This is a genomic window from Paenibacillus xanthanilyticus, from assembly GCF_042682185.1.
Taxonomy (GTDB): Bacteria; Bacillota; Bacilli; order Paenibacillales; family Paenibacillaceae; genus Paenibacillus_Z; species Paenibacillus_Z xanthanilyticus.
Window position 1 is genome coordinate 1,355,390 of record NZ_JBHUHA010000002.1, and the last position, 25,692, is coordinate 1,381,081.

25 protein-coding genes are annotated in these 25,692 nt (G+C 54.7%); 12 read left to right on the forward strand and 13 right to left on the reverse strand.

Annotated features, from left to right (window positions below):
• Positions 1–138: 138 nt before the first annotated feature.
• Together ACFSKT_RS23090 and ACFSKT_RS23095 are read right to left on the reverse strand one after the other, a co-directional pair.
• Positions 139–879 carry an S-layer homology domain-containing protein gene (locus ACFSKT_RS23090; RefSeq protein WP_377717706.1) on the reverse strand — a complete coding sequence of 247 codons (741 nt, stop codon included), beginning with the start codon at positions 877–879 and terminating at the stop codon, positions 139–141.
• Positions 876–1,682: a hypothetical protein gene (locus ACFSKT_RS23095; RefSeq protein WP_377717707.1), complete on the reverse strand. Its 807-nt coding sequence runs from the start codon at positions 1,680–1,682 to the stop codon at positions 876–878. Before ACFSKT_RS23095 ends, ACFSKT_RS23090 begins: the two co-directional genes overlap by 4 nt.
• A 172-nt stretch (positions 1,683–1,854) precedes the next feature.
• Between ACFSKT_RS23095 and ACFSKT_RS23100 the strand changes: the two genes are divergently transcribed.
• Positions 1,855–2,271: an SRPBCC family protein gene (locus ACFSKT_RS23100; protein ID WP_377717708.1), complete on the forward strand. Its 417-nt coding sequence runs from the start codon at positions 1,855–1,857 to the stop codon at positions 2,269–2,271.
• Between the two features lie 103 nt (positions 2,272–2,374).
• On the opposite strand, the gene ACFSKT_RS23105 is transcribed toward ACFSKT_RS23100, so the two are convergent.
• The gene (locus tag ACFSKT_RS23105; protein WP_377717709.1) at positions 2,375–2,749 is read right to left on the reverse strand and encodes an NUDIX hydrolase; all 375 of its coding nucleotides are present in this window, start codon (positions 2,747–2,749) and stop codon (positions 2,375–2,377) included.
• A gap of 179 nt (positions 2,750–2,928) precedes the next feature.
• Entirely contained in the window at positions 2,929–3,888 is a 960-nt protein-coding gene (locus ACFSKT_RS23110; protein WP_377717710.1) for an NAD(P)-dependent alcohol dehydrogenase, read from the reverse strand.
• A 550-nt stretch (positions 3,889–4,438) separates the two neighbouring features.
• On the opposite strand from ACFSKT_RS23110, the gene ACFSKT_RS23115 reads away from it, so the two are divergent.
• From ACFSKT_RS23115 to ACFSKT_RS23125, 3 genes are all read left to right on the forward strand, one after another.
• A complete protein-coding gene (locus ACFSKT_RS23115) occupies positions 4,439–5,767 on the forward strand; it encodes an ABC transporter substrate-binding protein (protein WP_377717711.1) in 1,329 nt (442 codons plus the stop codon).
• Positions 5,768–5,842: 75 nt separating this feature from the next.
• Positions 5,843–6,736, forward strand: coding sequence for a carbohydrate ABC transporter permease (locus tag ACFSKT_RS23120; RefSeq protein ID WP_377717712.1), 894 nt, complete (start codon positions 5,843–5,845; stop codon positions 6,734–6,736).
• A 1-nt stretch (position 6,737) separates the two neighbouring features.
• Positions 6,738–7,574 (forward strand): carbohydrate ABC transporter permease, encoded by an 837-nt coding sequence (locus ACFSKT_RS23125; protein WP_377717713.1) that lies wholly within the window; start codon positions 6,738–6,740, stop codon positions 7,572–7,574.
• A gap of 92 nt (positions 7,575–7,666) precedes the next feature.
• On the opposite strand, the gene ACFSKT_RS23130 is transcribed toward ACFSKT_RS23125, so the two are convergent.
• Complete coding sequence (locus ACFSKT_RS23130) at positions 7,667–10,135, reverse strand: hypothetical protein (protein WP_377717714.1); 2,469 nt, start codon at positions 10,133–10,135, stop codon at positions 7,667–7,669.
• A 275-nt stretch (positions 10,136–10,410) separates the two neighbouring features.
• Between ACFSKT_RS23130 and ACFSKT_RS23135 the strand changes: the two genes are divergently transcribed.
• From ACFSKT_RS23135 to ACFSKT_RS23165, 7 genes are all read left to right on the forward strand, one after another.
• Complete coding sequence (locus tag ACFSKT_RS23135; RefSeq protein ID WP_377717715.1) at positions 10,411–11,436, forward strand: NAD(P)-dependent alcohol dehydrogenase; 1,026 nt, start codon at positions 10,411–10,413, stop codon at positions 11,434–11,436.
• Positions 11,437–11,609: 173 nt separating this feature from the next.
• Positions 11,610–12,386: a DUF817 domain-containing protein gene (locus ACFSKT_RS23140; protein WP_377717716.1), complete on the forward strand. Its 777-nt coding sequence runs from the start codon at positions 11,610–11,612 to the stop codon at positions 12,384–12,386.
• Between the two features lie 204 nt (positions 12,387–12,590).
• Entirely contained in the window at positions 12,591–13,430 is an 840-nt protein-coding gene (locus ACFSKT_RS23145; protein ID WP_377717717.1) for a hypothetical protein, read from the forward strand.
• Positions 13,427–14,032, forward strand: coding sequence for a hypothetical protein (locus tag ACFSKT_RS23150; protein ID WP_377717718.1), 606 nt, complete (start codon positions 13,427–13,429; stop codon positions 14,030–14,032). The genes ACFSKT_RS23145 and ACFSKT_RS23150 overlap by 4 nt, the downstream gene beginning before the upstream one ends.
• A gap of 276 nt (positions 14,033–14,308) precedes the next feature.
• Entirely contained in the window at positions 14,309–15,082 is a 774-nt protein-coding gene (locus tag ACFSKT_RS23155) for a hypothetical protein (RefSeq protein ID WP_377717719.1), read from the forward strand.
• Between the two features lie 209 nt (positions 15,083–15,291).
• Entirely contained in the window at positions 15,292–15,804 is a 513-nt protein-coding gene (locus ACFSKT_RS23160) for a DUF3888 domain-containing protein (RefSeq protein ID WP_377717720.1), read from the forward strand.
• Positions 15,805–15,963: 159 nt separating this feature from the next.
• Positions 15,964–16,302 carry a hypothetical protein gene (locus tag ACFSKT_RS23165; protein ID WP_377717721.1) on the forward strand — a complete coding sequence of 113 codons (339 nt, stop codon included), beginning with the start codon at positions 15,964–15,966 and terminating at the stop codon, positions 16,300–16,302.
• Positions 16,303–16,844: 542 nt separating this feature from the next.
• Here ACFSKT_RS23165 and ACFSKT_RS23170 read toward each other — a convergent pair.
• The 3 genes from ACFSKT_RS23170 to ACFSKT_RS23180 are packed head-to-tail and all read right to left on the reverse strand — an operon-like array spanning position 16,845 to position 18,473.
• Positions 16,845–17,762 carry an NAD(P)-dependent alcohol dehydrogenase gene (locus ACFSKT_RS23170; RefSeq protein ID WP_377717722.1) on the reverse strand — a complete coding sequence of 306 codons (918 nt, stop codon included), beginning with the start codon at positions 17,760–17,762 and terminating at the stop codon, positions 16,845–16,847.
• Positions 17,763–17,803: 41 nt separating this feature from the next.
• Positions 17,804–18,025, reverse strand: a complete 222-nt coding sequence (locus ACFSKT_RS23175) for a helix-turn-helix transcriptional regulator (protein ID WP_377717723.1) — start codon at positions 18,023–18,025, stop codon at positions 17,804–17,806.
• A 1-nt stretch (position 18,026) separates the two neighbouring features.
• The gene (locus tag ACFSKT_RS23180) at positions 18,027–18,473 is read right to left on the reverse strand and encodes a hypothetical protein (RefSeq protein WP_377717724.1); all 447 of its coding nucleotides are present in this window, start codon (positions 18,471–18,473) and stop codon (positions 18,027–18,029) included.
• Between the two features lie 414 nt (positions 18,474–18,887).
• Between ACFSKT_RS23180 and ACFSKT_RS23185 the strand changes: the two genes are divergently transcribed.
• The gene (locus tag ACFSKT_RS23185; protein ID WP_377717725.1) at positions 18,888–19,121 is read left to right on the forward strand and encodes a hypothetical protein; all 234 of its coding nucleotides are present in this window, start codon (positions 18,888–18,890) and stop codon (positions 19,119–19,121) included.
• 38 nt (positions 19,122–19,159) lie between these two features.
• On the opposite strand, the gene ACFSKT_RS23190 is transcribed toward ACFSKT_RS23185, so the two are convergent.
• The 5 genes from ACFSKT_RS23190 to ACFSKT_RS23210 all read right to left on the reverse strand — a co-directional run bounded on the left by ACFSKT_RS23190 (position 19,160) and on the right by ACFSKT_RS23210 (position 25,533).
• Complete coding sequence (locus ACFSKT_RS23190; RefSeq protein WP_377717726.1) at positions 19,160–22,765, reverse strand: S-layer homology domain-containing protein; 3,606 nt, start codon at positions 22,763–22,765, stop codon at positions 19,160–19,162.
• A 309-nt stretch (positions 22,766–23,074) separates the two neighbouring features.
• Positions 23,075–23,770, reverse strand: coding sequence for a hypothetical protein (locus ACFSKT_RS23195; protein ID WP_377717727.1), 696 nt, complete (start codon positions 23,768–23,770; stop codon positions 23,075–23,077).
• Positions 23,751–24,314 carry a sigma-70 family RNA polymerase sigma factor gene (locus ACFSKT_RS23200; protein ID WP_377717728.1) on the reverse strand — a complete coding sequence of 188 codons (564 nt, stop codon included), beginning with the start codon at positions 24,312–24,314 and terminating at the stop codon, positions 23,751–23,753. Before ACFSKT_RS23200 ends, ACFSKT_RS23195 begins: the two co-directional genes overlap by 20 nt.
• 132 nt (positions 24,315–24,446) lie before the next feature.
• Positions 24,447–24,743 (reverse strand): RNA polymerase alpha subunit C-terminal domain-containing protein, encoded by a 297-nt coding sequence (locus ACFSKT_RS23205; RefSeq protein ID WP_377717886.1) that lies wholly within the window; start codon positions 24,741–24,743, stop codon positions 24,447–24,449.
• 100 nt (positions 24,744–24,843) lie between these two features.
• Complete coding sequence (locus ACFSKT_RS23210; RefSeq protein WP_377717729.1) at positions 24,844–25,533, reverse strand: Gmad2 immunoglobulin-like domain-containing protein; 690 nt, start codon at positions 25,531–25,533, stop codon at positions 24,844–24,846.
• Positions 25,534–25,692 lie beyond the last annotated feature (159 nt).

Consider the following 25,692-nt stretch of genomic DNA (forward strand, 5'->3'; position numbering starts at 1 on the left):
TTCCGGTAACAGGTTTTATTATTTCACCTGTCCACCGTAAGGGGAGCATATCAAACCGGCTGCCGTTTTCGTTATGCGTATTGCGCTTATGCCCGAAGTCTCTGGACTGCTCTGGCCGACAGAGGCCAGCAGCGCTCGTTATTGCCCGAGTTTTTGCTTGATCGCTTCTTCGATGGCGTCCATCGGGTCGGTACCCGGCTCGGGCACGTACGGCCCCTCCGACCCCTTCGCCGCGGACTTGACGTACAAGCCGCTCTTCGCCGCCGCCTCGGCGTCGATCGCCCCTTTTTGCTCGACCAGCGTCTGAAGCAGCGTCAGACCGCTGCCGGATGGCTTGGCGAGTAAAGCGGCATGCGCGATTTCGACCATATGACCGCGCAGGAAAGGATTGGCCGCGGTCAGACTTGCGGCCGAGTTCGCCTGCAGAAGTCCGCTCGTTTGCGCCAGATTGGCCGCCGTCGCCGGCGCGGCATCCGGATAACCAAGCAACCGGAGTACGAGCGTCAGAAATTCCTTGCCGGTCATCAGGCGCTCCGGCGCGAAGGTTTGGCTGTTCACGCCGCGCACATAGCCCTGCTTATAGGCATAAGCGATGGAGGCGGCGGCCCAATGCGTGCTCTTCACGTCGGCGAAGGCCGGCTTCGCGTTCTGCTTCTTCGCCTCTTCCTCTTGTCCGGCAAGACGGAGCAGCATCGCGGTGCCTTGCGCACGGGTGAACACCTTGTCCAACTCATAGCCCTGCGCCGTGCCGGTGAACAGACAGAGCGCCTTCAGCGTATCGGCCTGCTTCTGCTGGCTCGCCGAATCGCCGAACGCGGAGGACGCCATCACGAGCAGCAGGGCGACGATCGCGACAAGGGCGGTAGCGCGCTTCTTCATGACACTGTCTCTCCCTTCGGCTGTTCAGGCTGCTCAGGCTGCTCCACCTGGCTGCCCGCCCCTTCCGCGGTGCCTGATGCCGGCACGTCCGTCTTGGGCTTCTCCGTTGCCGGAGCGGTCGGCTCGCCGGACTTCGGCTCTTCCTGCTTCGGCTCTTCCTGCTTCGGCTCCCCGGTCGGCGCCGGCTCGACTTCTTTGCCGTTAATCGTGCCGGCCTGATTGACGCTGCCCGGGTCGGAGGAATAGAAGCTGACGTAGTTCGAGAACGGATCCCAATCCATGTCCTTCGTCAAGAGCGGCTGCGCGTTCAGCTGGAAGCCGGTCACGTTGCCCTGCGGATCGAACGTCTGGATGAGCGTGACCGACTTGAGCGGCTCGCTGAAATTTTTCACGACGTCTTTGCCTTCCAGCTTCTTGCCGGACCACAGCTGCACCGAGGTCTGGCGCTTTACCGCATACGTATCATCGTAGAAATCATTGCGCATCGAGTTGCTCAAGAACCGCTCCGAGCCGCCCTCGCCGGACATTTTAATAAACTGCTCGTCTATGTAGCGGTCGCCGTTATACAGATGCACCATGCCGTACATGACTTCGATCGGCTTGTCCGTTCCGCCGGCCAGCTGCGTGAGCCAATGATCCGGCGCGGCCGATGTCGGGAACATCGTGAACTCCGCGGCGTACACGACTTCAATCTTGTCGAAGCTATACGTGTATACTTCCGCGGCGGCAGATTGCGACCACGGCACAAGCATGAGCATGGCCAGCAGCAATGCCGCTAATTTGTTGCTTCGTGTTAACTTCACCTATGACACCCTCCCCAACATATTTCTTCCACCTCATATGGTACAAAGGTCATGTGAATTTGTCACTACAGGATTACCATATTCTGAAGTGGAAAATATGGGAAATCGGGAATCAGCGGGGTTGTGCGGACGGGCAGGTCCACTATAGAATGAGCGCAAGGAGCGTGATGTTTTGCCAACGATTCGAAAAGAAATCCTGATCGACGCGCCGCCCGAACTCGTATGGGATGCGGTGAGCGATGTCGGCGCGGTGCATCATCGCCTGGTTCCCGGCTATACCCTGGATACGCGGATGGACGGCCATGAACGAACGCTGATCTTTCCGCAAGGCGGCATGGCTCGCGAATTGATCCTGTCCATCGATGATGAGCATCGGCGACTGGCCTATGCGCTCGTGGAAGGGCGCATGCCGCTGCTCCATCACCACGCTACATTCCAGGTGTTTCCCCATGAGTCGACAGGCACCAAGCTGGTGTGGATCACCGACTTCCTCCCGGAACAATTGGCCGGGGAGATTCAAGCCCGCGTTGACCGCGGCGCGCAGGTCATGAAAGCGACGATCGAGGCGGAAGCGCGACAAGATTCTTGAAAGCGGAACGTTGATCTTGACGGCAGCGGGTCTTCGTGACCTGCTGTCGTCGTATCAGGACGTACGCCTCTAACTCTATATAACTTCAGTCGGCGCGACCACCCTACCCTTCCAACAACGCTTTCAAATAAAACATCATCCCCGCCCGGTCCACGTTCGAGAACTGCAGCGGATCTTCCTCCATCATCCGTCTTAACGCCTCCACGGCTACCCAGCGCGGGTTCTTCGTGTCGTCGCCCGATGCGAGCAGCTCCCCCGCGGCCTTGCAGCGAAAGTAGGCGCCGACGGAGTCGAAGGGGCCGTTCAGCGTTTGAACTTCCCGGATCAGCGCCGTCACGAACGATTCATAGGGCTCGATTCTTCCGCCGGGCAGTTCGATTGCGGCCGCTTCCCCCGTTTTATTCCGCGTCTGCACGACAATCTCTCTCGTTCCGTTCAACGTTCGCTCGATAATGGCACGCGAATTGACGAAAAACATCCGATCAGCTCCCTTTGGCGCATTTGTCGATATGCAATCTACCAACCTATCATTTTACAGTCTATTCCAAATGATAGCACGCACGCGCCCAAGGCGAAAAGCAGCCGATCGATCGCCCGATCGGCCGCCCTTGAGCTGGTAGACGCGACGCATTCCGCCGCTCCAATGCCCGCGCCGCGCTAAATCCGGATGACGACATTGCCCTTCTTATGACCGGCGTCGACATATCGATGCGCCTCTACGATCTGCTCGAGCGGGTAGGTTCGATCGATGACCGGCCGCAGCTCGCCCGATTCCAGAAGCGACTGGAGGAAGAGCAGATCCTCCGTCTTCTCTCCCCCGGCCGATGCCCGGAACTTCTTGCCCTCGGACATCCTTAGCCGCATGCGGCTCCTCATCGCGGACATTCCTAGGCTGTAGGCGCTAAGACAGCTTCCTCCCGGCTTCAACGAGCGGATGCAGCTGTCGAGACTGCTCTTGCCCACCGTATCGAAAATCACGTCGTAACGCTCGCCGAGTTCGGCAAAGTCGGTTGTCGTATAATCGACGACGGCGCTCGCGCCCAACGACTTCACCAGGTCGACGTTGGCCGCGCTGCATACCGCGGTAACTTCCGCGCCGAGAATACGGGCCAGCTGAACCGCATAGGTGCCGACGCTGCCGCACGCCCCATAGATCAGGACGCGCTGACCCGCCTGGACGTTGCCCGCGCGAAGATACCGCAAAGCCGTCCCCCCGCCGATCGGCACGGCTGCCGCTTCGCCATCGTCCAGGTTGGACGGCTTCCTCGCGATGACCCCGTCCTCCCGCAGACATCGGTACTCCGCATAGGCCCCGAATCCGGTGCCGCAAGAAGCGAAGATTTGATCGCCCGCCTTGTATCGCGTAACCTTCCTGCCGATCGCCTCGACCTCGCCCGCAAGTTCGAAGCCAAGCGTCCGGATACGGACTGGCTTCGCAAGACCATTGAACAGACGCGCCGCGAACGGATCGGCTCTGCGCATCCGGCAATCTCCCGCCGATACGGTCGTCGCGCGGATTTTGACCAAGATCTCGTTGTCCTTGGGCACCGGCTTTGCCACCTCGCGCACCGTTAACACGTCCGGTGGTCCGTACTTCTCATAGACGACCGCCCTCATCCAAGCCCTCCATTCTATAGCGGCATGCCAAGCCTCTTAGAAGCCGCTTACTAGTTCGTACTATGCGAGCAAGCACGGCGGTATGCGAGCTTTCATGGAATCTAAACTTACTCCACCGTAATCGTCGTATAGACGCTCGCGTTCTTCAGCAGCTTCGTCCCCATCAGCTCCATAGACGCAAGGAAAGGGAGAATAAAGTTACAACGCCATGGAGAACAATTCGAGCTAGTTCTCCCCGCCCACCTGCATGCTCGATTCTTGTAGATTCCTGCCACTAAGCATGTCCATATACCTTCTTCACGAGATTTGGATTAACATTCATACGAATTAAAGACATTAACATTCAACTACATTAACATATTATACCAAAATTAGCCCTTTACAACCTTTTTGAAAGCGCTTATATTAGTCCATGAAGGCAAACGCTAACGGATTAACAAAACACTAAATAACATAATCATTAAACAGAAAAGTGTTCGCTCCCCGCGTGTTATCCGTTGTTCATTGGGCAAGAACGCAATTGAGTTGGACAAAAATGGGAGGTTCGCACATGAAGAAATGGTTGATGGGTTTGACGATGATGAGCCTGGCAGCCGGCTTGGTCGGCTGTGGAGACAATTCTTCTTCCACGGGGGCGACCACGTCCGTCATGAACGACGGCGCAGGCGAGACGGCCACGACGCTCAAGTATTGGACGTTCGTGGAGCTGCATGGGCAGCATTTTCAATCGATGCTGAAGAAATGGAACGAGGCGAACGCGGATCGCCAGATCAAGCTGGAAGTCTCCGTCATGCCTTACGACGATATGCATAACAAGCTGTCCATCGCCCTGCAGACCGGCCAAGGCGCGCCGGACATCTCGGACATCGAGGTCGGCAAATTCCCCGACTTCCTGAACGGCACGCCGCAGCTGGAATCGCTGAACGACGTCGTCGAGCCGCACAAAGCTAAGATCGTCAAGTCCAGGCTGGATCTCTACACGAAGGACGGCACGGTGTACGGGCTGCCGACGCACGTCGGCGCGGCCGTCGCCTTCTATAATACGGAGGTGCTGGAGTCCGCCGGCGTCGATTACAAATCGATTGTCACGTGGGACGATTACAAGAAGGCCGGCATTCAAGTCTACGAGAAGACCGGCAATTACATGGGCACGGCCGATACGAGCGCCGGCTGGCAAGCGTCGATGATGCTCGCCCAGCAGGGCAAAGATTTCACGGATGACGCGGGTACGCCGATCGTGAATTCCCCGGAGATGATCAAAGGCCTCTCCATTTTGAAAGACCTGCAGAAGAGCAACGTCCTCGCCACAGTAGCCGGCGGCCAGCCAGATACCGAGGAAGCGTACGGCGAATTCAACACGGGCAAATACGCGAGCGCCATGATGCCGTTCTGGTTCATGTCCCGCTTCGTCAACTACATGCCGGATCTGAGCGGCAAGATCGCGATCGCGCCGATCCCGGTCATAGAGAAAGGCATGCCGACCTCCTACGGCGGCGGCGGCACCGGCACGGTCGTCACGAAGCAAGCGAAGGACGTGCAGCTGGCCAAGGACTTCCTGGCCTTCGCGAAGCTGACGCTCGACGCGAACATCAACATTTGGAATACGCTCGGCTTCGACCCGGTGAACACGGAAGTATGGGCGATGCAAGACGTGACGCATAACAAGGACAACAAGTTCGTGCAGTATTTCCAGAACAACCCGTTCGAGGTATTGAACCAAATCAAGGACGGCATCAATCTCATCAAATCGACGCCGGCTTCCCCGACGATCAACAACGTTATCAACACGACGACGTTCAACGAGATCTTCGAGAACGACAAAGACGTCACGGAAGCGCTGAACGAAGCGCAAAGCGAGATCGAGCAGCAGTTGAAGTAGCTTCCCGGCATCATCCCCGGCTACCCTGGCTCTTCAGGGTAGCTTTATTTTCAAATCCGCAAGGAGGGCAGCGTCATGCTCAAGAACTTCCTCTATTCGCAAAAGGTGGCGCCCTACGTGTTTGTCCTGCCGTTCGTGCTCATCTTCCTCGTCTTCTGGCTCTATCCGCTCGCAAGCTCCGTGGAGATGAGCTTCCAGAAGGTCATGCTCGGGCAGTCCGCGCAATGGGTCGGCTTCGATAACTACGCCAAGCTGATCGACGATAAGATGTTCCTCAAGGCCGTCATGAACAGCGTCACCTATACGGTGCTGACGTTGGTCATTCTCATTCCGTTCCCGATGCTGTTCGCCGTCCTCATCAACGCCAAGTTCATGTGGGGCCGCGAGCTGTTCAAATCCGTGTTCTTCTTCCCGGCGCTCACCTCCGTCGTCGTCGCGGGCACCATCTTCCGGCTTATGTTCGGGGAGATGGAAGGCTCGCTCATCAATAGCCTTTTGGGGCTCTTCGGGGTGGAACCGATCAAATTCCTGAAGGGACACACGACCGGCTTCATCGCCCTGCTGTCGCTGGCGGCCTGGCGCTGGATGGGCGTGAACATCCTGTATTTCCTCGCCGGTCTGAAGAACATCCCGGACGATTATTACGAGGCGGCTTCGATCGACGGGGCATCGACGTTCCAGAAATTCCGGTTCATTACGATTCCTCTGCTCAAGCCGACGACGGTCTACGTCCTGACGATCAGCATCTACGCGGGCATGGCGATGTTCGTCGAAAGCCTGATGATCTGGAACGGGAACAATTCCCCGCAGAACATTGGCCTGACGATCATCGGCTATCTGTACCGGCAAGGGATCGAGAAGAACAACCTCGGCTTCGCGGCGACGGTCGGCCTCGTGCTGCTGCTCGTCACGATGATCATCAACCTGACGCAGCTGGCGCTGTCCGGCCTGTTCAAGAAGGAGGATTAACATGGAACGAAGCGCTCGTCTGAACAAAATCCTCCTGCTCGTCTTGTTCGTCCCGCTCAGCCTGCTGGTGCTGCTGCCGTTCTACGCCATCGCGCTCGCGTCGTTCAAGCCGGGCAAGGAGCTGATCCGTTACGGGCTGAATCTGAAGCTGGATTTCTCCGTCATGAGTCTCGACAACTACGCGTTCTTGTTCTCGGGCAATAACGACTATTTCACCTGGTTCTTCAATTCCATGTTCCTGACGATCGTGCAGGTCGCGCTTACGCTGTTCATCAGCGCCACCGTCGCGTACGGGTTCTCGGCCTACGAATTCAAGGGCAAGACGTTCTTGTTCATCTGCGTGCTCATGATCATGATGGTGCCGTTCGAAATTCTGCTCCTGCCGCTGTACCGGCTGATTTTCAATCTCGGCCTGATGAACACCTACTCGGCGATCATATTGCCGGGCCTTGCGAACGCGTCGACGATCTTCTTCTTCCGGCAATACTTGCTCGGGGTGCCGAGGGAGATGATCGCGGCGGGACGGGTCGACGGCGCCAGCGAATACGGCATCTACCTCCGCCTCATCCTGCCCGTCATGAAGCCGGCCTTCGCGGCGATGGGCATTCTGAATGCGATGGGCAGCTGGAACAACCTGCTGTGGCCGTTCATGGTGCTGAGCAATCCGAGCAAATTCACCCTGCCGATCGGACTGAAGACGCTGCTGACGCCATACGGCAACAACTACGATCTGCTGGTCGTCGGCTCGTTCTTCTCGATCATCCCGATCTTCATCCTGTTCATCATGTTCCAGAAATACTTCATCGACGGCATGACCGCCGGCGCGGTGAAGGGCTGAGCAGGTACGCGCGACAAAAAGCAGCACGTTCCCGGCTGATCGGGTACGTGCTGCTTTGTCGTCTGCTACCGCGAGGCGAAGCCCAGGGCAGGTTAATTGTGGTTATATCCCAGCGTATCGGCGAAACGCCGCATATCCACGTCCGAGTAGTTGACAACGCCTGTACCGCCGTCAGGATAATAGCTCCCGATGACTTTTTTATTGTTTGTCGTCGGACCAATCGTGGCGGTATAACCACCTCCCGCATCCAGCCCCGTCAGTCTACCTGCGAACGGTGCTTTAAAACCGTTTTCTTTCATCTTTCCGAGCGTATTGCGCAGGTGACTGAGCACGTTATCCGGCGTTTTATTGCTCGGCCATAGGGAGTTTTGATCCTTGATTTTCTTGAAATCGAATGTCTGATACCGATGTCGGTGCATAAAATGCCCTGTACGCTCGTCAGAAATTTCTACGAGCCCGAGCGGATTCGTCCATCCTTTCCCGACGGCCTGTACCCCGCCAATTCCGCTTCGATTCGCGAACGCAAGCAGCGCGCTCGTCTCCGTCGCCAAAATATTCTTCTGCTTCATCCGGCTTGCTACCCCGCCGTCCTGCTTGAAAGTGGTCATGAGCTTCTCGATCGTGTCCTTCAGCGGCGTGGCGTACGCCATCAGACTCGCCGTATCGACCGGCGTCAGCCCGTCGCATATCGACGCGAGCCGAGCAGGCTTCCACCCTGCGTTCAAGTAGCCCTGTACCGACGCAGAAGGCACACCCGCATCCAGCATCGGCTGAACATGCAGCGACGGATCGAGCTTCGACAGATCGGCCACCATCGCCGGATCGGTCACCGGCGCTTTCTGGTAGAGCGTCAGCAGCTTGCTCCCCTTCGCGCCTTGCAGCGGCTGCAGATCTTTCTCCAATTGCGCGCGGTCCGCCTGAAGCTGGAGCAGCTTCTCCAGAATGTCCCGTTCCTTGACCGTCCCCATCAGCCCCATGATCGCTTCCGCGTCCTTCAGGTCGCCGGTCTTCATGTGCTGCATTGCCCACAGCGTATCCGTGTTCACTTTGCCAACAGCAAAGTCGATGACATCCTCCAGCTTGAGCGAAGGAATGCGCAGCAGCGATTCGCCGGCGGCCGCTTGCGGCCCGTTCTGGCTCAGAATGCCGACCATGCCGGCCACGCGCGCCGCGTCGAGCTGACCGGTCTGCGCGATCGCCCATACCTTCGCGCTGTCCGCCAGCTTGGAGGCGATGAACGGCCCCATGATGTGCAGCACCGCGGGATCGGCAGACGTCTGCTTCACGACCTCAGCCAGATGGGTGAGCTTATCCGGCGCGGTCCGATACAGCTCCAGCACCGCCTCAAGCTTCGGACCGTCGTGCGCCGTCGCATGTCCCGCGACGGCCTGAATGAATGGCCCCGGAACGTCGGGAAGCGAACGCAAGTAGTCGTACAGCCGGATCGTCTTCGCAAGCGTCAGGACGTTCCCGGCCGTCATGTCGGTCAGCCAGTCGATATGCTCGGCCGCAGCCGCGTGATCGCCCGCATGCTCCAGCACGGCCTGCGCGAGCGCCGGCGCATCGCTCCCGGTCGGCTTATGCTTGTACAACCGGATCAACTGGCGGGCCATGTCCGGTTGGCCGCTGGCCATTTGCAGCGCCTCGTGCGCCTCCTTGCTTTGCTGTTCGTCCGCTAGGAATCGCTTCGCCGCCTCGATCTCGTTTTGTTGGTCGGTCTCGGCTTCGGTCCGCGCCTGTTCTTTATCGGTAACGGTTTTCTCGCGAACGGACTTAATATTGGTATCCAGATTCTTTTTGGCCGTCTGATCCCCTTTGGAGGCTTTGGAGGTCAGCGTCACTTTATCGCCCTTTATGTCGAAGATTTTCTTCTCGCGCCCCTCTTTGAACTTCGCGATCTTCGCCGCCACGTCCAGATTGGCCTTCTCGTCGATGCCTTGCTCCTTGACGGCCACCGCGGCGTCCTTCCGCTTCTCGGCCCCTTCCTCGACCTGCTGCTTCGTATCCTCCCGGAATCCGTACAGCGCCAGCTCGTCCAAGACCTCGCCCGCCTTGACTACGTCGCGGCCTTGCTGCAAATAGACGTCGCGTGCCTTCTCTAGCAGAGCCGGATCGGCGCAATCGTAATTCGGGCGATCCTTGACCAAGTAAGCGCACAGCTTGAATAGTCCAGCCGCGTCCAATTCATCCTGAGCGGCAACCCACCAGGCGAATTCATAATTAAAGCTGGTCGCTCGCAGAAAGTGGCCGATGTGCTCGGCCTTCGCGACATCCCCGCCCGCCAGATCGAGCGCCACCGCGCCCAGCGACTGTAGACCGCCATATCGCTGAATCACCGGAAGCGCGGCCGCCGCCGCATGCCGCGGCTCGTCCGCCCGGCGCTGCAGCGCAAGCATCTGCCGTACCGCGCTGTTGCCTGCCATGCGCTGCAGCGTCAAGATCGACGCCGCGCCCCCTTGCGCCGTCTGTCCGGCGTTAGTCCGGTTGGTCCGCATCGTCTCGGCGCCATGATGTCGAACCTCCCGCTTGGCGGGGGCGAGCCCGCCGCTTTTGTCGCTCATCGTCATCGTTCTCCTTTACGCCGGAACGAAGGAGTTCCTTCGGTTTCGACAGCCGTGCGTCTTTTTAACATCTATTATACGGTACAATCGTCCGAGACGTGGGGCTATTTTCCACCCTTGTGCCCATCGCGCGTATCGATTGAATGCCAGCAGCGATATCGTACGTATAGCATGATAGCCATGCATGTTTGATTCGCAGCAACATACCCGTATTAAAGGGAACCTGGCGGCGCGGGCTGGCAAAGGAATGACTCTGAAGCGAAGAGAGGTTGTTTATGAAAATCGAACTGTCCACGAAAGGTCACCAAGCGATGCCGGCAGATGGTACCATGAGCGCGCTCGTATACGATCGTTACGGGACCCCCGATGTGCTCCGCATCGAGAAGGTGCCCATCCCGACGCCTAAAGCTCAGGAAGTGCTGGTTGCCATACGTGCCGCGTCGATTAATTCCTGGGACTGGGATTTGCTGCGCGGCCAGCCTTTTATCACCCGGCTTGAAGGCTGGCGCACCCCTCGGTACCGTACGTTAGGCGCGGACATTGCGGGACGAGTGGTGGCCGTCGGCGCTTCGGTTACGCGTTTCCGGCCGGGCGACGAGGTGTTCGGCGACCTGTCCGGCTGCGGATGGGGCGGCTTCGCCGAATTTGTATGCGCCAGCGAAGCGGCCCTGACGCCCAAGCCGGCTGGAATCGGCTTCGAGCAGGCGGCTGCCGTTCCGCAGGCGGGCGTCCTCGCCTTGCAGGGCTTGCGCGACGCAGGCGGGCTGAAGCCGGGCGGACGCGTGCTGTTCAACGGCGCGGGCGGCGGCGTAGGCACGCTCGGTATCCAGTATGCCAAGCTGCATGGGGCGGAAGTGACCGGTGTGGACAAAGCCGGGAAATTGGAGTCGCTGCGCGCCCTGGGAGCGGATCATGTGATCGACTGCGAGAAAGAGAATTTTACGGCCAACGGCCGGCAATACGACTTAATCCTCGACGTGGTCGGCAACCGTCCGATCCGGGCGATTAAGCGCGCGCTGCGACCAGGCGGCACCTACGTCATGGTCGGCGGACCCATGCCGCGCATCCTCCATGCCGCATTGGCAGGTCCGCTTACGTCGCGGCTGGAGAAGAGGAACGTCAAGGTGCTCGTCCATAAGCCCAACCACCCCGATCAGTCGGTCTGGGCGTCGCTCATGGAAGACGGCCGCGTCACGCCGGTCATCGATCGGCAGTTCGCGCTGCGAGATGCTGCCGAGGCGCTTCGATATTTCGGGGAAGGACGCGCCATTGGCAAAGTCATCGTCAGCATGGCATCGTGATGGTGGCAGAAGCAGGACCTCCTCCGCGGCATGAAACCAGAAATAAACAACAATTTATTATTCTTATTCAATTATAATATATTGAAAAACGATAAATTCTATGATAAATTCAACACGAAGCGAGGTGTTCGGAACGATTCAAGCTTCAATACGAGCATGACGAGGTGACCCGCATGAATCCCTTGGCGCAGCTGCTAAATTTCGGCTATCACCAGGCGATGAGCTGCATATTCCCGGTTGCGATTTTCGGCACGCTGGCGCTATCCAATGTGATCGACGTGCCCTTTATCTACCGGTATGACGCCATCCTGCTCGTCCTGCTTGCCGTCCAATATGCCATGGTTCGCAGCGGGCTCGAGACGCGCGATGAACTGAAAGTCATTTGCGTGTTTCACGTGATCGGCTTGCTGCTGGAGCTCTACAAGGTCCATATGGGGTCCTGGGCCTACCCCGAGCCCGCCTATACGAAGGCGTTCGGCGTGCCGCTCTATAGCGGATTCATGTACGCGAGCGTCGCAAGCTTCATGTGCCAGGCTTGGCGCAGGCTGAAGATGGCGATGACCGGCTGGCCGGGGCTTCCCGCGGCGGGATTGCTGGGCGGCGCCATCTACCTGAACTTCTTCACCCATCACTTCATCCCGGATTTCCGCTGGTGGCTGACGGCGCTCGTGCTGGTCGTCTTCTGGCGGACCTGGATCATCTACCGGGTGCGGGGCGTTACGTATCGCATGCCCTTGACGCTCGCCTTCGTCCTCGTCGGATTTTTCATCTGGCTGGCCGAGAATATCGCGACATTCTTCAACGCCTGGAAGTATCCGGACCAGCAGGAGACGTGGCGGATCGTGAGCTTTAGCAAGATCAGCTCGTGGTTCCTGCTGGTCATCATCAGCGTCATTATCGTAGCCCAGTTGAAGCATGTGAAGGCGGGAAGGAGTTTGAAGGGCTCGTAGACGAGGTATGGTTGGCATTGGATTTGACAAAGGCGGCTGGTCAAAGACCGGTCGTCTTTTCGCCGACAGCCCGCTTCCAGAATGTGGTATCATAGGGAAAGGTCGAACCGTGCGTTTGCGTAATGGCAACAAGCCGGTGATGACGATATTTCCCTATCCGAGGTGAACGCGTTGGGAATGGATTTTACCGCAAGGAAAGTTTCCATGCTGCCGAACCCGAAGCCGAAAAACAATCGCAAATGGCTGTGGCCGGCATTGACGCTGCTCATCGCGGCAAGCTGGGTCGGCAATCTCTGGTATTACGAGGCCATGCAGCTGGAGAAACCGATATTCCTGAAGCATTACATGGTCCTGTATCCGAACGAGAGCGACTGGGTCGAGTTGACCTATGTGGAGAACAAATCAAGGGGCAAGAAGGTCATTGCACTTCAGATCGAGGAACTGCCCGACCTCCTGTTCCGGATCGATCGGCACCGGAAGAGGTATACCCATCACGCGCTCGGCACGGCTTATGGCGAATGGAGAAGCGAGGCAGGCGCGCAGGTGGAGAAAGCGCCGATTATCGTCAAGGAAGCCACGGTATTTTATAGCAAAGGTCCGCCCGAGAAGGTACCGATCGGCGAAATCCATGTCGTGTGGGATCAGCGAGAAGGCGTCTTGGAAACGTCCTCGGCTTCGGGATCTACGGACGGGGGCGGCCAATACAGCGTCAAGGTCACGCAGCCAATTACGCTGGAGCAGGTCGATTACAGCCTCAACGACAGGCTTGGCGCGACGTTCGAGCTCACGATGCAAGGCCGGGGGGACCCGGGACCGCAGCTCCCGTTACGCCTGTCCGCCGGAGATCTGCTGACGTTTAACTACCGATGGATCGTGCCGGACGATTCCCCTGCCGCCTACGAGGTGTATCGAACGCGCATCCTGATGACCTACAAGACGGCGGACGGCAGCACGATCCATGATCGCCTACCCGTCGATTTCAATCAGCACCTGAGCGAGAAGCAAATAAAGCGGCTGGTACGCGCGGGAGGCGAGCTTCCATGAATCCTGCGTTGCGCAGCGCATTAAGGCGGCTCGGCTGGGGATTTGTATTCCCGCTTCTGGATATTCATATCGGCCCCTTCGACGTACTGCCTGATCTGATCGGGTATGTGATGATCATATCCGCTCTTAGGCAACTCGGAGCCAAGTATGACGGTTGTAAAGCCGCTATCTGGCTCGCGGTCGTCCTCGCTCTCTTATCCGTGGCGAGGCTCGGCTTCAATACGAGCATGACCATCTACCAGTTCTCGACCGCGCCGCTAGTCATGCACGTCTATGTCCAAGCGGCAGTAATCGTGCACAGCTTGTTGGCTTATCGGATTTTTCAACTCCTGTATCGCATCGCCGCGCCGATCGCTCCGCCGCAGCTCAAGGATGCGATTGTGAGCCGACGGAATTACTATATGACCGTGTTTGCCGCTCAGCTATTCTTTTATCCTTTTCTGATCAATATCGAAGAAAGCTGGGTGATGCTGCTCCTGCTGCTGCAGGTGCTCTTCATGCTCGCGGAGTTTCTGCTCATCCGGCTGCCTTTCCGCATGTCGCGTATCCGCCACAATCCACCAGCCGATCATGACGAGAACGCGGCGACGGCGACGGAATAAGAACGAACGCGTGTCTTAGGCGAGCTGCCAGCGTTAGAGCGCCGGACATCCCCTCGCCCACGCGCAATAGCAGCTGCCGATACCGCCGGCAGCTGCTTTTTTCAACCCCTAGCTTGCCTTTGAAAATAAAATTCTCGACTAAAAAATAAAGAACGAGACCGAAAAATAAAGTTGTAGACTGGCCGTAGGCATTGAACTATCGGGCAGGATAGCAAAATGCTTCAATGGGTAAGATAGCCAAATTAGGTCTTGAGCTGTTGAAAGGAGTAGGCCTGCTTGAAAAAAGTTTTGATATGTATATATGTCTTGTTCTTTACTTATGGGATACAAACTGGTTATGGACATCCGCAAATGAAGACAGCCGGAAGCTCTATTCAGAAAATTCAATTCTCCTCGTCCTATATTAAAGAAATGCCCTCAAATAATGATCACAAAATGGTTCATATTGCAGAATTATTTGCTCCCGACACAAAATTCACTCAAAGTCTTGTATTGAAAATTGATGGTGAAATTGTTTTGCGGGAGATCTTTTGGAACAGTAGGATAATGGTCGGAGATGTAGATAATGATAACCTCCCTGAAGTTTTCTTATATGAATATTCGGTCGGAAGCTCTGGTGCAATGGGACTCTCTGTCTTTAGTATGATCGAGAATCGGTGGATTCGTGTTTTCAGTGATCCAGAGAAGTTCAAACCTGTTCACGAAGTTCAACGATTTTCTAGCAAATTTTTAGGAACGAACCGAATTGGATTTTATGATAAAGTGACTCGTTTATCTGGCGAGCTAGACATGTCGGGTTCGCAATTCTCCCAGGAACAATTGAAAAACATGGTTTTCCAGACGGATCCCATCTCAGAATACATTGTTCATTACGAAAACATCGGTTGCCAAATTGACACTGTGCGTTGGGTCTTTGCATTTTCGCACCCCAATGCTGTATTTACTGTTCACGACTTATATAGGTTTGATTTTCAAGCAAAAGTCTTTAAGCTATATGAAACCAAGATCCAGAACAAAGATATCACCTTAGCAAAGATGAATTATTACTAAAATGGGACATAATCCGTGAACAATTGCTTGTGACGACCAGTAAATGGTCTGAGTCTAAAGAGTCGATTGCGCTAACGGAGAACGATAGCTGAATAAACCCATGATGGCAGCCGGTCGCAAGATCGGCTGTCTTTGCTGAACTAACGGGCAGAATAACGAAATGGAAAATGAGGAAAAATACCCCGAAAAAGATGGCAGGGGGAAACGTAATGGAAAAATTGATCTTAATGCTGTTGCTCCTATGTGGGACTAATGGATTCATAAACGATAATATGGTTGAGGCATCAGAAAAAGCTGTAACAACTAATTCCGACAAACCTAAAAAAGACTCAAAAGAACTAATGTTTCAAGACATGCTAATGTTATTCCTTTTACCGCATATAGAGAAGAAAATTGACGAAATCTACGCAAATTTATTAAATTACTCACCAGAGATTTATCCGTATTTCGTTGAAGTTAAGGATATACATCGAGTAAATGGATTTCGAGGATTTCATTTTTCAATAACTCTTGAAGTTGTTCCAACAGTTGGTCCTCATATTCCCGTTGGCAAGGACATACTTACATTCGATATATCTCTCCATAACCCCGATAATGTTAAGTTGTTAGGTTGGAAGCACCTGAAAGACCCGCAAAAGTCTGATTTTCCACCAAACTGGCAGGATGTATTAAAAACAACGCACCAATATCGGTTGAACTATCTGGGAACGATAGCTGAATAAACTCATGATGGCAGCCGGTCGCATGATCGGCTTTCTTTGTTGAACGAGCAGGATACCGAAGTTGTTACCGTTAGAAGGAAATCAAATTCATCATGAGGAAGTTTAAGGTAGTGGATAAACGGAGTTTAATTTAATGTCTATTATTTAAGGAGCAGATAAGTGAACATTGCTGAAGCTTTGGATGTACTTGAGGAAAAAGGGAACATCCCATTCATAGTTCCAAGTAAGAAAATTGCATTTAAAAGTAAATACGCATTAGATAATCAGATGATTTTGCTACCTAGAACATTCGAATCAATTCATTTTTATCACTACCAAAGTTTAGATGTACTTGAATCTGACAAGGATACAATTCTAAAGAAAGCAAAAAAAGAAAACTTTGATGGAGTACCAATTGAGCTTATTATTGAGAATTTATATATCCTATATTTTAAGAATGGTTCTGTAAAAGGCGAATCGAAGACTGAGCTATTGCTAAAGAATCTATTTGTGTATTAATTACTGCGCGTCTCAATATATGTTGAACTAACTGGGAACGATAGTTCAACGACAGAACGGCGGCCGGCCACACGATCGGCCGCCGTTCGTCGTTGAACTAAAGGGAGGATAGTTCCAATTCTAGTATTATAAGGGGACGCACACAGGGTAACTAAACCAAACGGAAATCCGTGGAAGTAAGTCAGAGCACAAGGGGGAATTTATGAATATGACGAGGCCTTGGCATTATTCGATCTCAATTATTGTGCTGCTAGGCATTGCATTGCTCGTCGGTGGAACAGTTAGCCTCATTTTGTATCAGAAAGGCCTCGCCATAGAAGAGAGAGCAGTGACGATCAATACACCACAAGGCCGTCTCACAGGAGTGCTGACCCTCCCGGAGAAGAAGGACGGCAAACTTGGACTCGTACTCTTCATCCACGGAGACGGTCCGATCGACGCGACGCATAAAGCCGGGTATAAGCCGCTCTGGGAACGGTTGCTAGGATACGCATCCTTGCTGTCGCCGTCCATCGCCGATTCCCCCCTGCAGGTTTGGATGATCAGTGGCAAGTTTCTCTTACAGTTACGACGACATTCCCCTTCTTATGTTTTTGCTCGACATAACGATGGGCATCGGGAATTTGTTCCAACGAATAGCGTCTATCGATGACTGGATTAAGTTTACCTGCTTCAAGCAGCTCTTGGAGGAAGATAAGGTCTTCAACGCGAGGCTTTTGTGACATATGCACACTCACATATTTTCCGTTCGTACGCAGTGCTTTTTTGAATGTCGATTGTTTGATTTTCGATATCGGTTTCCCGACGGCATCAAAGAATAAATCATAGCTTTCTTCAAGCGCCATGAAATCCTGTTTCGTATAATCTATGACTCGATCGGCTCCTATAGATCTTACCATCTCAAGATTGGCAGTACTGCATACTCCTGTTACATCCGCCCCGTAATACTTGGCAAGCTGCACCGCATAAGTACCCACACTTCCAGAGGCGCCATAAATAAGGACCTTCATTCCGCTCGCGATATTCCCCTGCCTTAGAAAGTTCAACGCGGTTATTCCCCCGATGGGAACAGCGGCAGCCTCCTCATAGCTCACATTGACCGGTTTAATGACCACCAGTCCATCTTCAGGCAAACATTTGTACTCGGCATATGCACCGAACCCAAAACCACAAGACGCAAATACTTGATCACCAATCTTAAATCGTGTTACATCTTTGCCTGCGGCTTCAACTTCTCCAGCTAACTCAAACCCCAATATCGTTACTTTTTTAGGCCTTAAGAGACCATTGTACAGTCTTGCAAGGAATGGGTCGGCCTTTCGCATGCGCCAGTCCCCCGCTGTTACCGTTGTCGCATAGATTCTGACCAGTATTTCATTATCCTTAGGTGTAGGTTTCTCTAGCTCCTTCAGATGAAGAACATCGGGCGATCCGTATTTGGCATATACAATTGCTCTCATCCTTTACCCTCCTTGATTTGAAAAATCCATTTCCCTCATCTCTACTCTGAGTTTTCTCCGTAAAAGAAAACCTCTTCCAACGGCAAGTTAAAGGCGTGAGCAATGCGAAAGGCTAACTCCAGTGACGGGGAGTAGTTTCCTTTTTCAAGAGCAACGATCGTTTGTCGGGTTACACCCACCTTGTCGGCCAGCTGCTGCTGGGTCATTTCATTATGATTGAATCGTAATTTTCTGATGTGATTGCCAACAAGAACTTTACCCATCTTAGACTCCTCTCCTGTAGTGATACAGTCTCGATATTGAACCGGTTACGTCTGAAAGAAATCCGGAGACGATTAGGACGATAAACATTACCTTCAAGGGCTGGTCTATAACTAATGAGCCCATAGCCAGTAGGAAGCCAATGACAAACATAGCAAATGAATTTCGATAGGCTAACAAGTCGATACGCTTATCCAGTTCATCCGCGAATGTAGGTTCCTTTTCACCCGTCGTCATTCGGAAGACGAAGTTAAAAATAATGCTGATCATGATATGTGCTGCAATGGAAACCAAGGTCAATACAAGAACGAAGGATCCCCAGTAATGGAAGGTTACTTTTGAATCCAGCACTTCTTTGGGGTACTCTGGGTATTTGTACAGGCAATACAATGTAAAAATGAGTATGGTGCTGATTAGCGATACGATGCTCTTCTTTTCTTGATAAGTCATGTGAGACGCCGCCTTTAGTAAGGTAAAATACACTAAACATATTGTATGCTAAGCTTTACACTAAGTCAAATTTATTATACACCGAAAGGCCGATCACCATCTGAATAGGCTGTTCTCGACTAGAGCGATTTTTATGATACGGTTCTAACGAACTCAAACATGAACTTTATCATGGTGGTACGGCTCTCAGTAACGGGGCTAACAGCGAAAAACAATAGAATTAGCAAAAGCGGCACTTTGCCCATACCCTGCAAGGAGTTCCGCAAAAAACTTGACCTTATTTAGGGTAAGGTACACTGAATCATATTGAATCGCTAAGTCATTGAGCTATCTGAAGACGATAGCTCAATGATGACATGTCTTCAGGTCCAGAACGACCGGTTGCGTTAGGGGGCGAGGGGTGGGTGGGAGATCATGGCTTTAGATGGTTATATGTTTGATAAGGATGATAGTAGAATTGACTACTTTCCGATTGGTGATCAATTACATCAGGCTTTATTCGAGAACCAAAACAAGATGTATTTAAGTTATCAATATCTAAGAAAACTTAGCGATTATTATTGCGACGCTTCTTTTCGTGAGGATGAAGTGAGGAAATTAGCAGGAGAACGTTCAATAAACAGCGGCAGTTTTGGACTTCATATCTGAGTCCAAGGCTACCGCTGTTTCTATTTTCAAGCAGTCTTTTACTTCGCTAGATATTCGACGAACCTTACAAAGATAACGGCTACTTCGGCGCGGGTGGCGGTGACTTTGGGGTCAAAGAGGTTGTCCGGCTTGCCGAATACAATGCCGATGCCCCGCAGCGCCTGAACGGCCTCCAACGCCCAGGAGCTGATCTCGCTCTCGTCCGCGAAGGACTTCGATTGGCTTTCAGGTATCTCATAGCCCTTGTGCTTCATGTAGTTGTACAGGATCACCAGCAGCTGCTCGCGCGACATCGGTGAATTGGGGTCAAACCGGTCTGCGTTTATACCGTTGACGATGCCGCTCTCGGCCGCCCACTCGACTGCCGCCGTGTACCACTGCCCGTTCGTCACGTCGCTGAAGCGGGAACTCGTGTAGCCGGTGCGGCTTACGTGCTCAAGATTGGCCAGTCCCTGCACGAACATCGCGCGCGTCATTGAGGTGCCCGGCGAGAACGTCGTGGACGACGTGCCGTTGAAAAGACCGTATGTGTAGGCAAAGTTTACGTAGCTGTAGGACCAGCCGTCCAAGTTGACATCCTTGTAAGGATTTCCCGACCTCACGAGGAAGCCCAGCGAGGTGTCGTCATCGAACTCAAGCTCCGTACCCTCATGGATGTTCAGCGACATGCCGTTGTCTAAGGCGACACTCGCGCCGCCCGGTCCTATCACAACCGTGCCGCCGCTCCGTATCTTCGAGCCGCCGCGGATATCCACCTTGTTGCCGCTTAGCAGGTTCACATGCGCGTCTCCGCCGCCCACGGTGACCGTACCGTCGGCCGCTATCGTCGAGCCACCCGGAATGGTCACTGTGCGGTTGCTGCCGGGTAGTGCCACTTCGGCGCTCTTGTCCGCCGGAATGGTCACCTTATCGTTCGCGTCTATCGTTGTGCCTTCGGGTACCTTAATCTTCGTCCCGCCCTTGGTCGCGATCTCGCCTCCGCCGGGTAGGGTGATGTTGCCGTTGTTGTCTGTGATCGCGGGCTTATCCTTAGGTGTATTCACGGTGTAGTTCGACTTCGACAATACAGCGTTTGTGCTCGTATTGCCGCTGTTGCCACCAGAAGGATAGGTCACAATGGGAGTCGATGTCTTCATCGGCGTAGCCGTTGCACTGCTCTCCGCGCCGTCGCCCTTCGCATTTACCGCAACGATCTTGAAGGTGTAGGCTTGGTCGTTCGTCAGGCCCGTGAAGGTATATTTGGTCTCCGCCGCGCCCAGTGTGACTGGGGTCACGCTGCCGTACCAGACCTTGTAACCCGATATCGCGCTGCCGCCGTCGTCAGCCGGAGCCGTCCAGCTCAAGGCGACCTGTCCGTCGCCCGTCGTCGCCTTGAAGCCGACCGGTGCACCGGGCCCGTCCGTTTTTCTCTGCGCGAACATCCAATCAAAGACGTCTGTGTAGTCATTGTTCCAAGCCGGCAAGGTAGAGGACTGCGCCGTGGGAGCTATGCTCCAAGTCCCCATCGTGATCTGGTTGTAAAGAACCGCAGCTTCAACCTCGTGCGCTATATAATCAGCCAGGACAGGCGTGTTGGCCGGATTCGGCCTCTGACTCGGCTGATCATATTGATTGTAGGGCCACGCAAGCGCCTCATTGCTCTCAAAGCGCGAAGCCCTCGCGTTGGTCATTTTCGGCATATTGGTGTTGATGAAGGTAGCGAGGTTAGTCTGGTATACGCCAACGTTATGAGCATTGATAAACATCCAATAGGCCAGTTTGGCGTGAGCGTCGTTGGTGCTCGCGTTCGGTGATCCGCTTACCGGAGCCATAGGTGCGGCGGCCGCGAAGAAGCCGGGGTAGGCATTAACTAAGGTGTTCGTATACTGGCCGCCCCATGAGAAGCCCGCCGCGTAAATACGGTTAGGGTCGACTGCGCCGCTGGCAACCAGGTCGTCTATCACCTTCTTCACATTGGCTGTAGCGGGAGTAGATACGCCATTATAGGAAATATTCAGGATATGGCTGGCGTATTTTTCGGGATTTTCTTTCATTTTTTTCATGAGAGCGACCGAGCCGTTGGCGGATTTCATGGCCGCTTTGGGGTCTGCTGCAGCGTTTGTGCCGCCGCGTGACATGCCGTGGGTATAGACATATAGCGGCAATCGTTGCAACACATTACCGTTGCCATCCTTGTGAAGGTAGAGCGCGCGATTGACCGAATCGCCCGTGGGTGTCGTAAACTTGTCAAGGATCGGATTCACAACGTTGTCCTGTTCAAAAACCACGTTGCGAAGCGAACTCCCATCGGTTAGCAGGATCTCGTCGTTCTGGACGATGTTGTAAACTTGCTTTGTCGAGTTACTGCTGCCATCCAGCGTTATATTGCCGCCGCTCTCTGAATAAAACTCAAACTCAACTACGATGTAACGGCCGCTTGCCAGTCCTTCCCGATAATCCGGTGAATGGCTTACCGTCCCCAGATAGCCGCGTACCTTTGGTTCGTTGTTGGCGTATACCCTTGTGATCTTGCGCGTCCCTTCAAAGGTCACCGAGTCGCCGCTGAGGGTCGTGTTCCTAGCCGAGACGGTAAACAAGCCCGGTTTAAGCGCGGAGCCTAACGCCGCCTTCCCATCGCCTAAGTCAATGATGACAGCCGTTGTGTACTCGCCACGGGCGAAGTTGTCATTCCATACGATAAAGGGAAGCAGCTTCGCGTCCGGATCGTTTTTGAATGTCACGTGAATGGTATGGTCAGCCTCAACATTTAAAAAGGTATACGTGCCGGCAGTTAGAGTCACGGCCTCGCCGTCTACCGTTACGGTATCCACAATTTTGCCGTGATTGGGGGTAAACGTAAATGGTTTGCTTGAGCCCTTAGCTAGTCTCAGAACATCGCCGGGTGGGGCCGGCGTTATTGTACCGCCCGGTCCCGCCGTGGCGGTGATTGAGAATCTGGTGTCCGCTTCATTGGCTGAAGCGAGCTGCAGGCTGTCTGTAAATGAAGCATCGCTGGAATAACCCGCGTCCGGAGTTCCGAAAGCGGAAACGACTTCATAGCGGTCGCCGCCCTTTTCCGTCGAGTTGTTGATATAGACCTCAAAGGTAAGTTTGCCTTCCTGTAAGGTCAAGGTTCTTTTGGGGATTCTCATCTCCACGATATATCCTGTATCCGTGATCTGGGTCCACGCAGCTCTGCCCGGAGCTGACTGCCCTGAAAACACGCCCGTTGCGCTGACGCGCCATTGGTTTGCGCCTCCGGATCCGTTGCCGACGTAAAACTCCAGGCTGTCGTACTGGTAATCTCCGCCGGCTCCCCGATATAGATTGCTGTCCTTCACAACTACGCGGGCATACAGGTAGTCGTGGTCCCAAAGGATTCTGGCTGTGCCCGTGGCATGGGGTCTGGGGTCGCCGGGCACCGTGCTTTTGTTGATGAGATGCTCCATTGTCAGGGCCCACAGCGGGTCGTCTGACCCGAGTTCGGGAGTTCCGAACATGGCGGTCGGCGTTTCATTCGCCTGCAAGCTTGCAAGCGTGGTAGAACCGAGGTCGCCATCACGTGCCTCTGCGTCAGTGGCGGCGGCAAAGCCGGCAGGCATTAGCGACGCCACCATTACCAAGCAACAGAGGAACGCGAGCATTCTGCCAAATCGTATGGACATCAATATAAATCCTCCTTTTTTTCGATCCGGTGGGCCCACGGCTTACCCGCATCGTATTCGGACATATTGTCAATTTGACATACGCCCAACTATATGGTGTGGTATATTTATCCGGTTTTCAACCTGTCAAAATATAGAATGCGTGAAAACGCTTGCTCCGCGGGTACCCTGCAAAAGGCGGTTACTATGCATAGTTGGTTTAAGTTATCGGGAGACTATAGTTCAATAAAACGGCGGTAGCTTTGGACTTTATTTTCCAAGTCCAAGGCTACCGCCGTCTGTATTTCAAACCCGTCTAATACTCTATTTTCACCGAACCCCCGTCGATTCCGCGACCTTCATCGCTTCCTCGCCCGTGATCGGGCCGGTCACGCCGTAGTGGATGTCGTCCACCGTCCAGAACAGCTCGGTCATGCCGGGCTGCTCGAAGATCGCCCCTTCCGCGTCGCCCACCTTCGTCTTCGCGAAAAGCTCCGCCGGATAGGCTGGCGCCATGCGGCTAGCGGAGAACGTCACCGTCTTTTCGCCGGACGCATACGTGAAGAGGATATCCCTAGCCGGTTGACCCGGCATGCCCACCGCGGTCATCTCCGTCAGCGCATACCCTTGCGGCACGACCGTCGGCAGCCGCAAGCCTTCGCCGAAAGCGGCCCTCGCGTCCTCGATCGAACCAAGCTTCGTCGTCGTCAATTGGGACACCTCCGAACCGGCGGTGCCGCCATTATTCGGCGTCGGCGGCACGTTCTCCGCGACTTGGTTCCCGGGCGCCGGCACGCTCGGCTGATCCAGCAGCGGGATCGCCACGGCGATCATCGCCGCAGCCACGAGCCCTGCCGCCCCTACCTTCCACGATTTCGCGAACGACCGCTTGCGCGGCGCTTTCTCTCCAGCCGCCTCTTGACGAATGCTCCGCTTCAATTGCTCGCTCATGTCCATCCCCGAAAATAACATATCATCCGACTCCTCTCGAAATTGTCGACGCAGATCATGCTCCCGATCCGTCATGAAAATCTCCCTCCTTGCCCATCTCCCGTGCGAGCATCTCGCGCGCCCGGTGCAGTCTGTTGCGCACGGTCCCCTCTGGCGTCTTCGTCGCCTCCGCGATCTCCCGCGTGCTGAGGTCCGCGTAATAATACAAGTACAATGCTTCTTGATACGGTAACGGCAGGCGAAGCACATGCTGCAGCACTTCGCTCTTCTTTAAGCGCGCCAGCGCCTCTTCTTCCACGCTGATCGTGCGGCCCAAGTCCAGCTTAGCAGGCTCCGTGGGCTGCTCCGTGAACATGCGGGCCCCCATTTTGTCCCGGCAGACGTTGACCGTAACCGTCGTCAGCCACGTCTTGACGGCGCTGTCGCCGCGGAATACGGTCCAGTTGCGGTACGCCCGCAGGAAGACCTCCTGGCTGATATCCTCGGCGAGATGCGAATCGCCTGTATAGAAAAACGCGGTCCGCAGGACGATCGCACCGAACGTATCCATCAGCTGTTCCAGCGCTTGTGCGGGGTCTTTCGCGAATTCATGTTTGTGTCGTTGGCCGGCCGGCTTCACGTGATCACCACCTCCACCCTATTAGACGGCCCGAGCGCGAAATCCGCTGCACGGGACCGGGAGATATTTGATAAATAGGCCAAAAAGGCTGACCGGATACGAGCCGGTCAGCCCTAGACTTGCGTTCATTGATCAATGGGATTTGAAAGCCAGCCCGCTCTCCGCCAACGCCGCTCGCAAGGTCGGCATCGATTTAGGCCCCATGCCGTGCAAGCTCAAAATCTCTTTCTCGCTATAGGCCGACAGCTGCTGCAGCGTCGCGATGCCTTGATGCTCCAGGGCCCTCCTCGCGGGCGCCGACAGCCGGGCTAGAAATCCGGCGTTCGGCTTGCGTGCCTGCTCGCAGGTTGGGCAAGTCGGACAATCGCTGCTTTTGTAATATTGATGACCATTGTCGCAGGTGCGTAACGTGCCGCTGGTTGAAGACATCATTCGTAGTCTCCTTGTTGGATAGTTGCGAGATATATCCCCATCATAGCCTAATCCGAAGCCGGCCGCCAGCACCGCCAAGCTGACTATCGCCGTGCCCCTACTCCTCTGCCGGCAGCAGCGCCGGATCGAATTGGACCGTGATCGTCAGCTGGTGAACCGGGCTGCCGTCCTTAGCGCTTACCTCATAGATCGTCAGCGTCCCCGTCGGGCTCGTCGGACTGATCGGCTCCTTCACCTGCACCTCGAATTCAAAATCGCCCCATTCCGGCGCCCCTTGACTCGCCTGCACATGCCCTTCGGCCAATACCTCGTGCCCATCCTCGAACGTGTAGCTGAAGGCGGCCTCGAATACGCGCGCCTGACCTTTTACCGTGAACGTGCGTCCTACCTGAGCGTCGATCTCGGGACTTAAGATGCGGAAAGCCTCGTTCTCCGCCACGTACGCTTTCCCCGATGTGCCGTCGTCCGTGTCCGGTTTGCCTTCCCCGGTGGGAGCGGAACCTCCGTCCGGCTGGTCGACTTCCGGCTCCGGCTCCGTACTTTCGCCGCCCGGTTGTTCAGAGGTTGTCGGCTCATTCCCGTCACCCTCGCCTGCATTCGTCGATCCGTCTACTCCATTTTGACCGCTGCCGTCCGGTTTCGCCGTTCCTTCGCCCTGCGCCTGGTTCGAGCCCCCGTTGCCCCCGTCTTGCGTGCTATTCGCGCACCCGTTCGCCGCAAGAATGATCGCCGTCATCAAGATCGCCTTGGCTGCGATCGCGGCAACCGATAATTTCGATTCTTTCATACCATCGTCTCCCCTTTCGCCCGGTGCATGCTGATGCCCGCGGTCTTCTTGGTAGTATCGACGAATACGGAGCGCGAAAGGTTTCAGCTTCCCGCGCCGGCCAAGGCATATCGCGTATCGAACAAGCCCGATGTAATATTCACTTGACTTAATGTATAG

What these genes read in the sequence shown, in the direction of transcription:
- ACFSKT_RS23190 (WP_377717726.1), bottom strand. Translation starts at nt 22,765, where the DNA reads ATGTCCATACGATTTGGCAGAATGCTCGCGTTCCTCTGTTGCTTGGTA.
- ACFSKT_RS23160 (WP_377717720.1), top strand. Translation starts at nt 15,292, where the DNA reads ATGGAAAAATTGATCTTAATGCTGTTGCTCCTATGTGGGACTAATGGA.
- ACFSKT_RS23195 (WP_377717727.1), bottom strand. Translation starts at nt 23,770, where the DNA reads ATGACGGATCGGGAGCATGATCTGCGTCGACAATTTCGAGAGGAGTCG.
- ACFSKT_RS23210 (WP_377717729.1), bottom strand. Translation starts at nt 25,533, where the DNA reads ATGAAAGAATCGAAATTATCGGTTGCCGCGATCGCAGCCAAGGCGATC.
- ACFSKT_RS23090 (WP_377717706.1), bottom strand. Translation starts at nt 879, where the DNA reads ATGAAGAAGCGCGCTACCGCCCTTGTCGCGATCGTCGCCCTGCTGCTC.
- ACFSKT_RS23145 (WP_377717717.1), top strand. Translation starts at nt 12,591, where the DNA reads ATGCTGCCGAACCCGAAGCCGAAAAACAATCGCAAATGGCTGTGGCCG.
- ACFSKT_RS23130 (WP_377717714.1), bottom strand. Translation starts at nt 10,135, where the DNA reads ATGAGCGACAAAAGCGGCGGGCTCGCCCCCGCCAAGCGGGAGGTTCGA.
- ACFSKT_RS23185 (WP_377717725.1), top strand. Translation starts at nt 18,888, where the DNA reads ATGGCTTTAGATGGTTATATGTTTGATAAGGATGATAGTAGAATTGAC.
- ACFSKT_RS23170 (WP_377717722.1), bottom strand. Translation starts at nt 17,762, where the DNA reads ATGAGAGCAATTGTATATGCCAAATACGGATCGCCCGATGTTCTTCAT.
- ACFSKT_RS23125 (WP_377717713.1), top strand. Translation starts at nt 6,738, where the DNA reads ATGGAACGAAGCGCTCGTCTGAACAAAATCCTCCTGCTCGTCTTGTTC.
- ACFSKT_RS23135 (WP_377717715.1), top strand. Translation starts at nt 10,411, where the DNA reads ATGAAAATCGAACTGTCCACGAAAGGTCACCAAGCGATGCCGGCAGAT.
- ACFSKT_RS23180 (WP_377717724.1), bottom strand. Translation starts at nt 18,473, where the DNA reads ATGACTTATCAAGAAAAGAAGAGCATCGTATCGCTAATCAGCACCATA.
- ACFSKT_RS23175 (WP_377717723.1), bottom strand. Translation starts at nt 18,025, where the DNA reads ATGGGTAAAGTTCTTGTTGGCAATCACATCAGAAAATTACGATTCAAT.
- ACFSKT_RS23105 (WP_377717709.1), bottom strand. Translation starts at nt 2,749, where the DNA reads ATGTTTTTCGTCAATTCGCGTGCCATTATCGAGCGAACGTTGAACGGA.
- ACFSKT_RS23140 (WP_377717716.1), top strand. Translation starts at nt 11,610, where the DNA reads ATGAATCCCTTGGCGCAGCTGCTAAATTTCGGCTATCACCAGGCGATG.
- ACFSKT_RS23150 (WP_377717718.1), top strand. Translation starts at nt 13,427, where the DNA reads ATGAATCCTGCGTTGCGCAGCGCATTAAGGCGGCTCGGCTGGGGATTT.
- ACFSKT_RS23115 (WP_377717711.1), top strand. Translation starts at nt 4,439, where the DNA reads ATGAAGAAATGGTTGATGGGTTTGACGATGATGAGCCTGGCAGCCGGC.
- ACFSKT_RS23205 (WP_377717886.1), bottom strand. Translation starts at nt 24,743, where the DNA reads ATGTCTTCAACCAGCGGCACGTTACGCACCTGCGACAATGGTCATCAA.
- ACFSKT_RS23110 (WP_377717710.1), bottom strand. Translation starts at nt 3,888, where the DNA reads ATGAGGGCGGTCGTCTATGAGAAGTACGGACCACCGGACGTGTTAACG.
- ACFSKT_RS23120 (WP_377717712.1), top strand. Translation starts at nt 5,843, where the DNA reads ATGCTCAAGAACTTCCTCTATTCGCAAAAGGTGGCGCCCTACGTGTTT.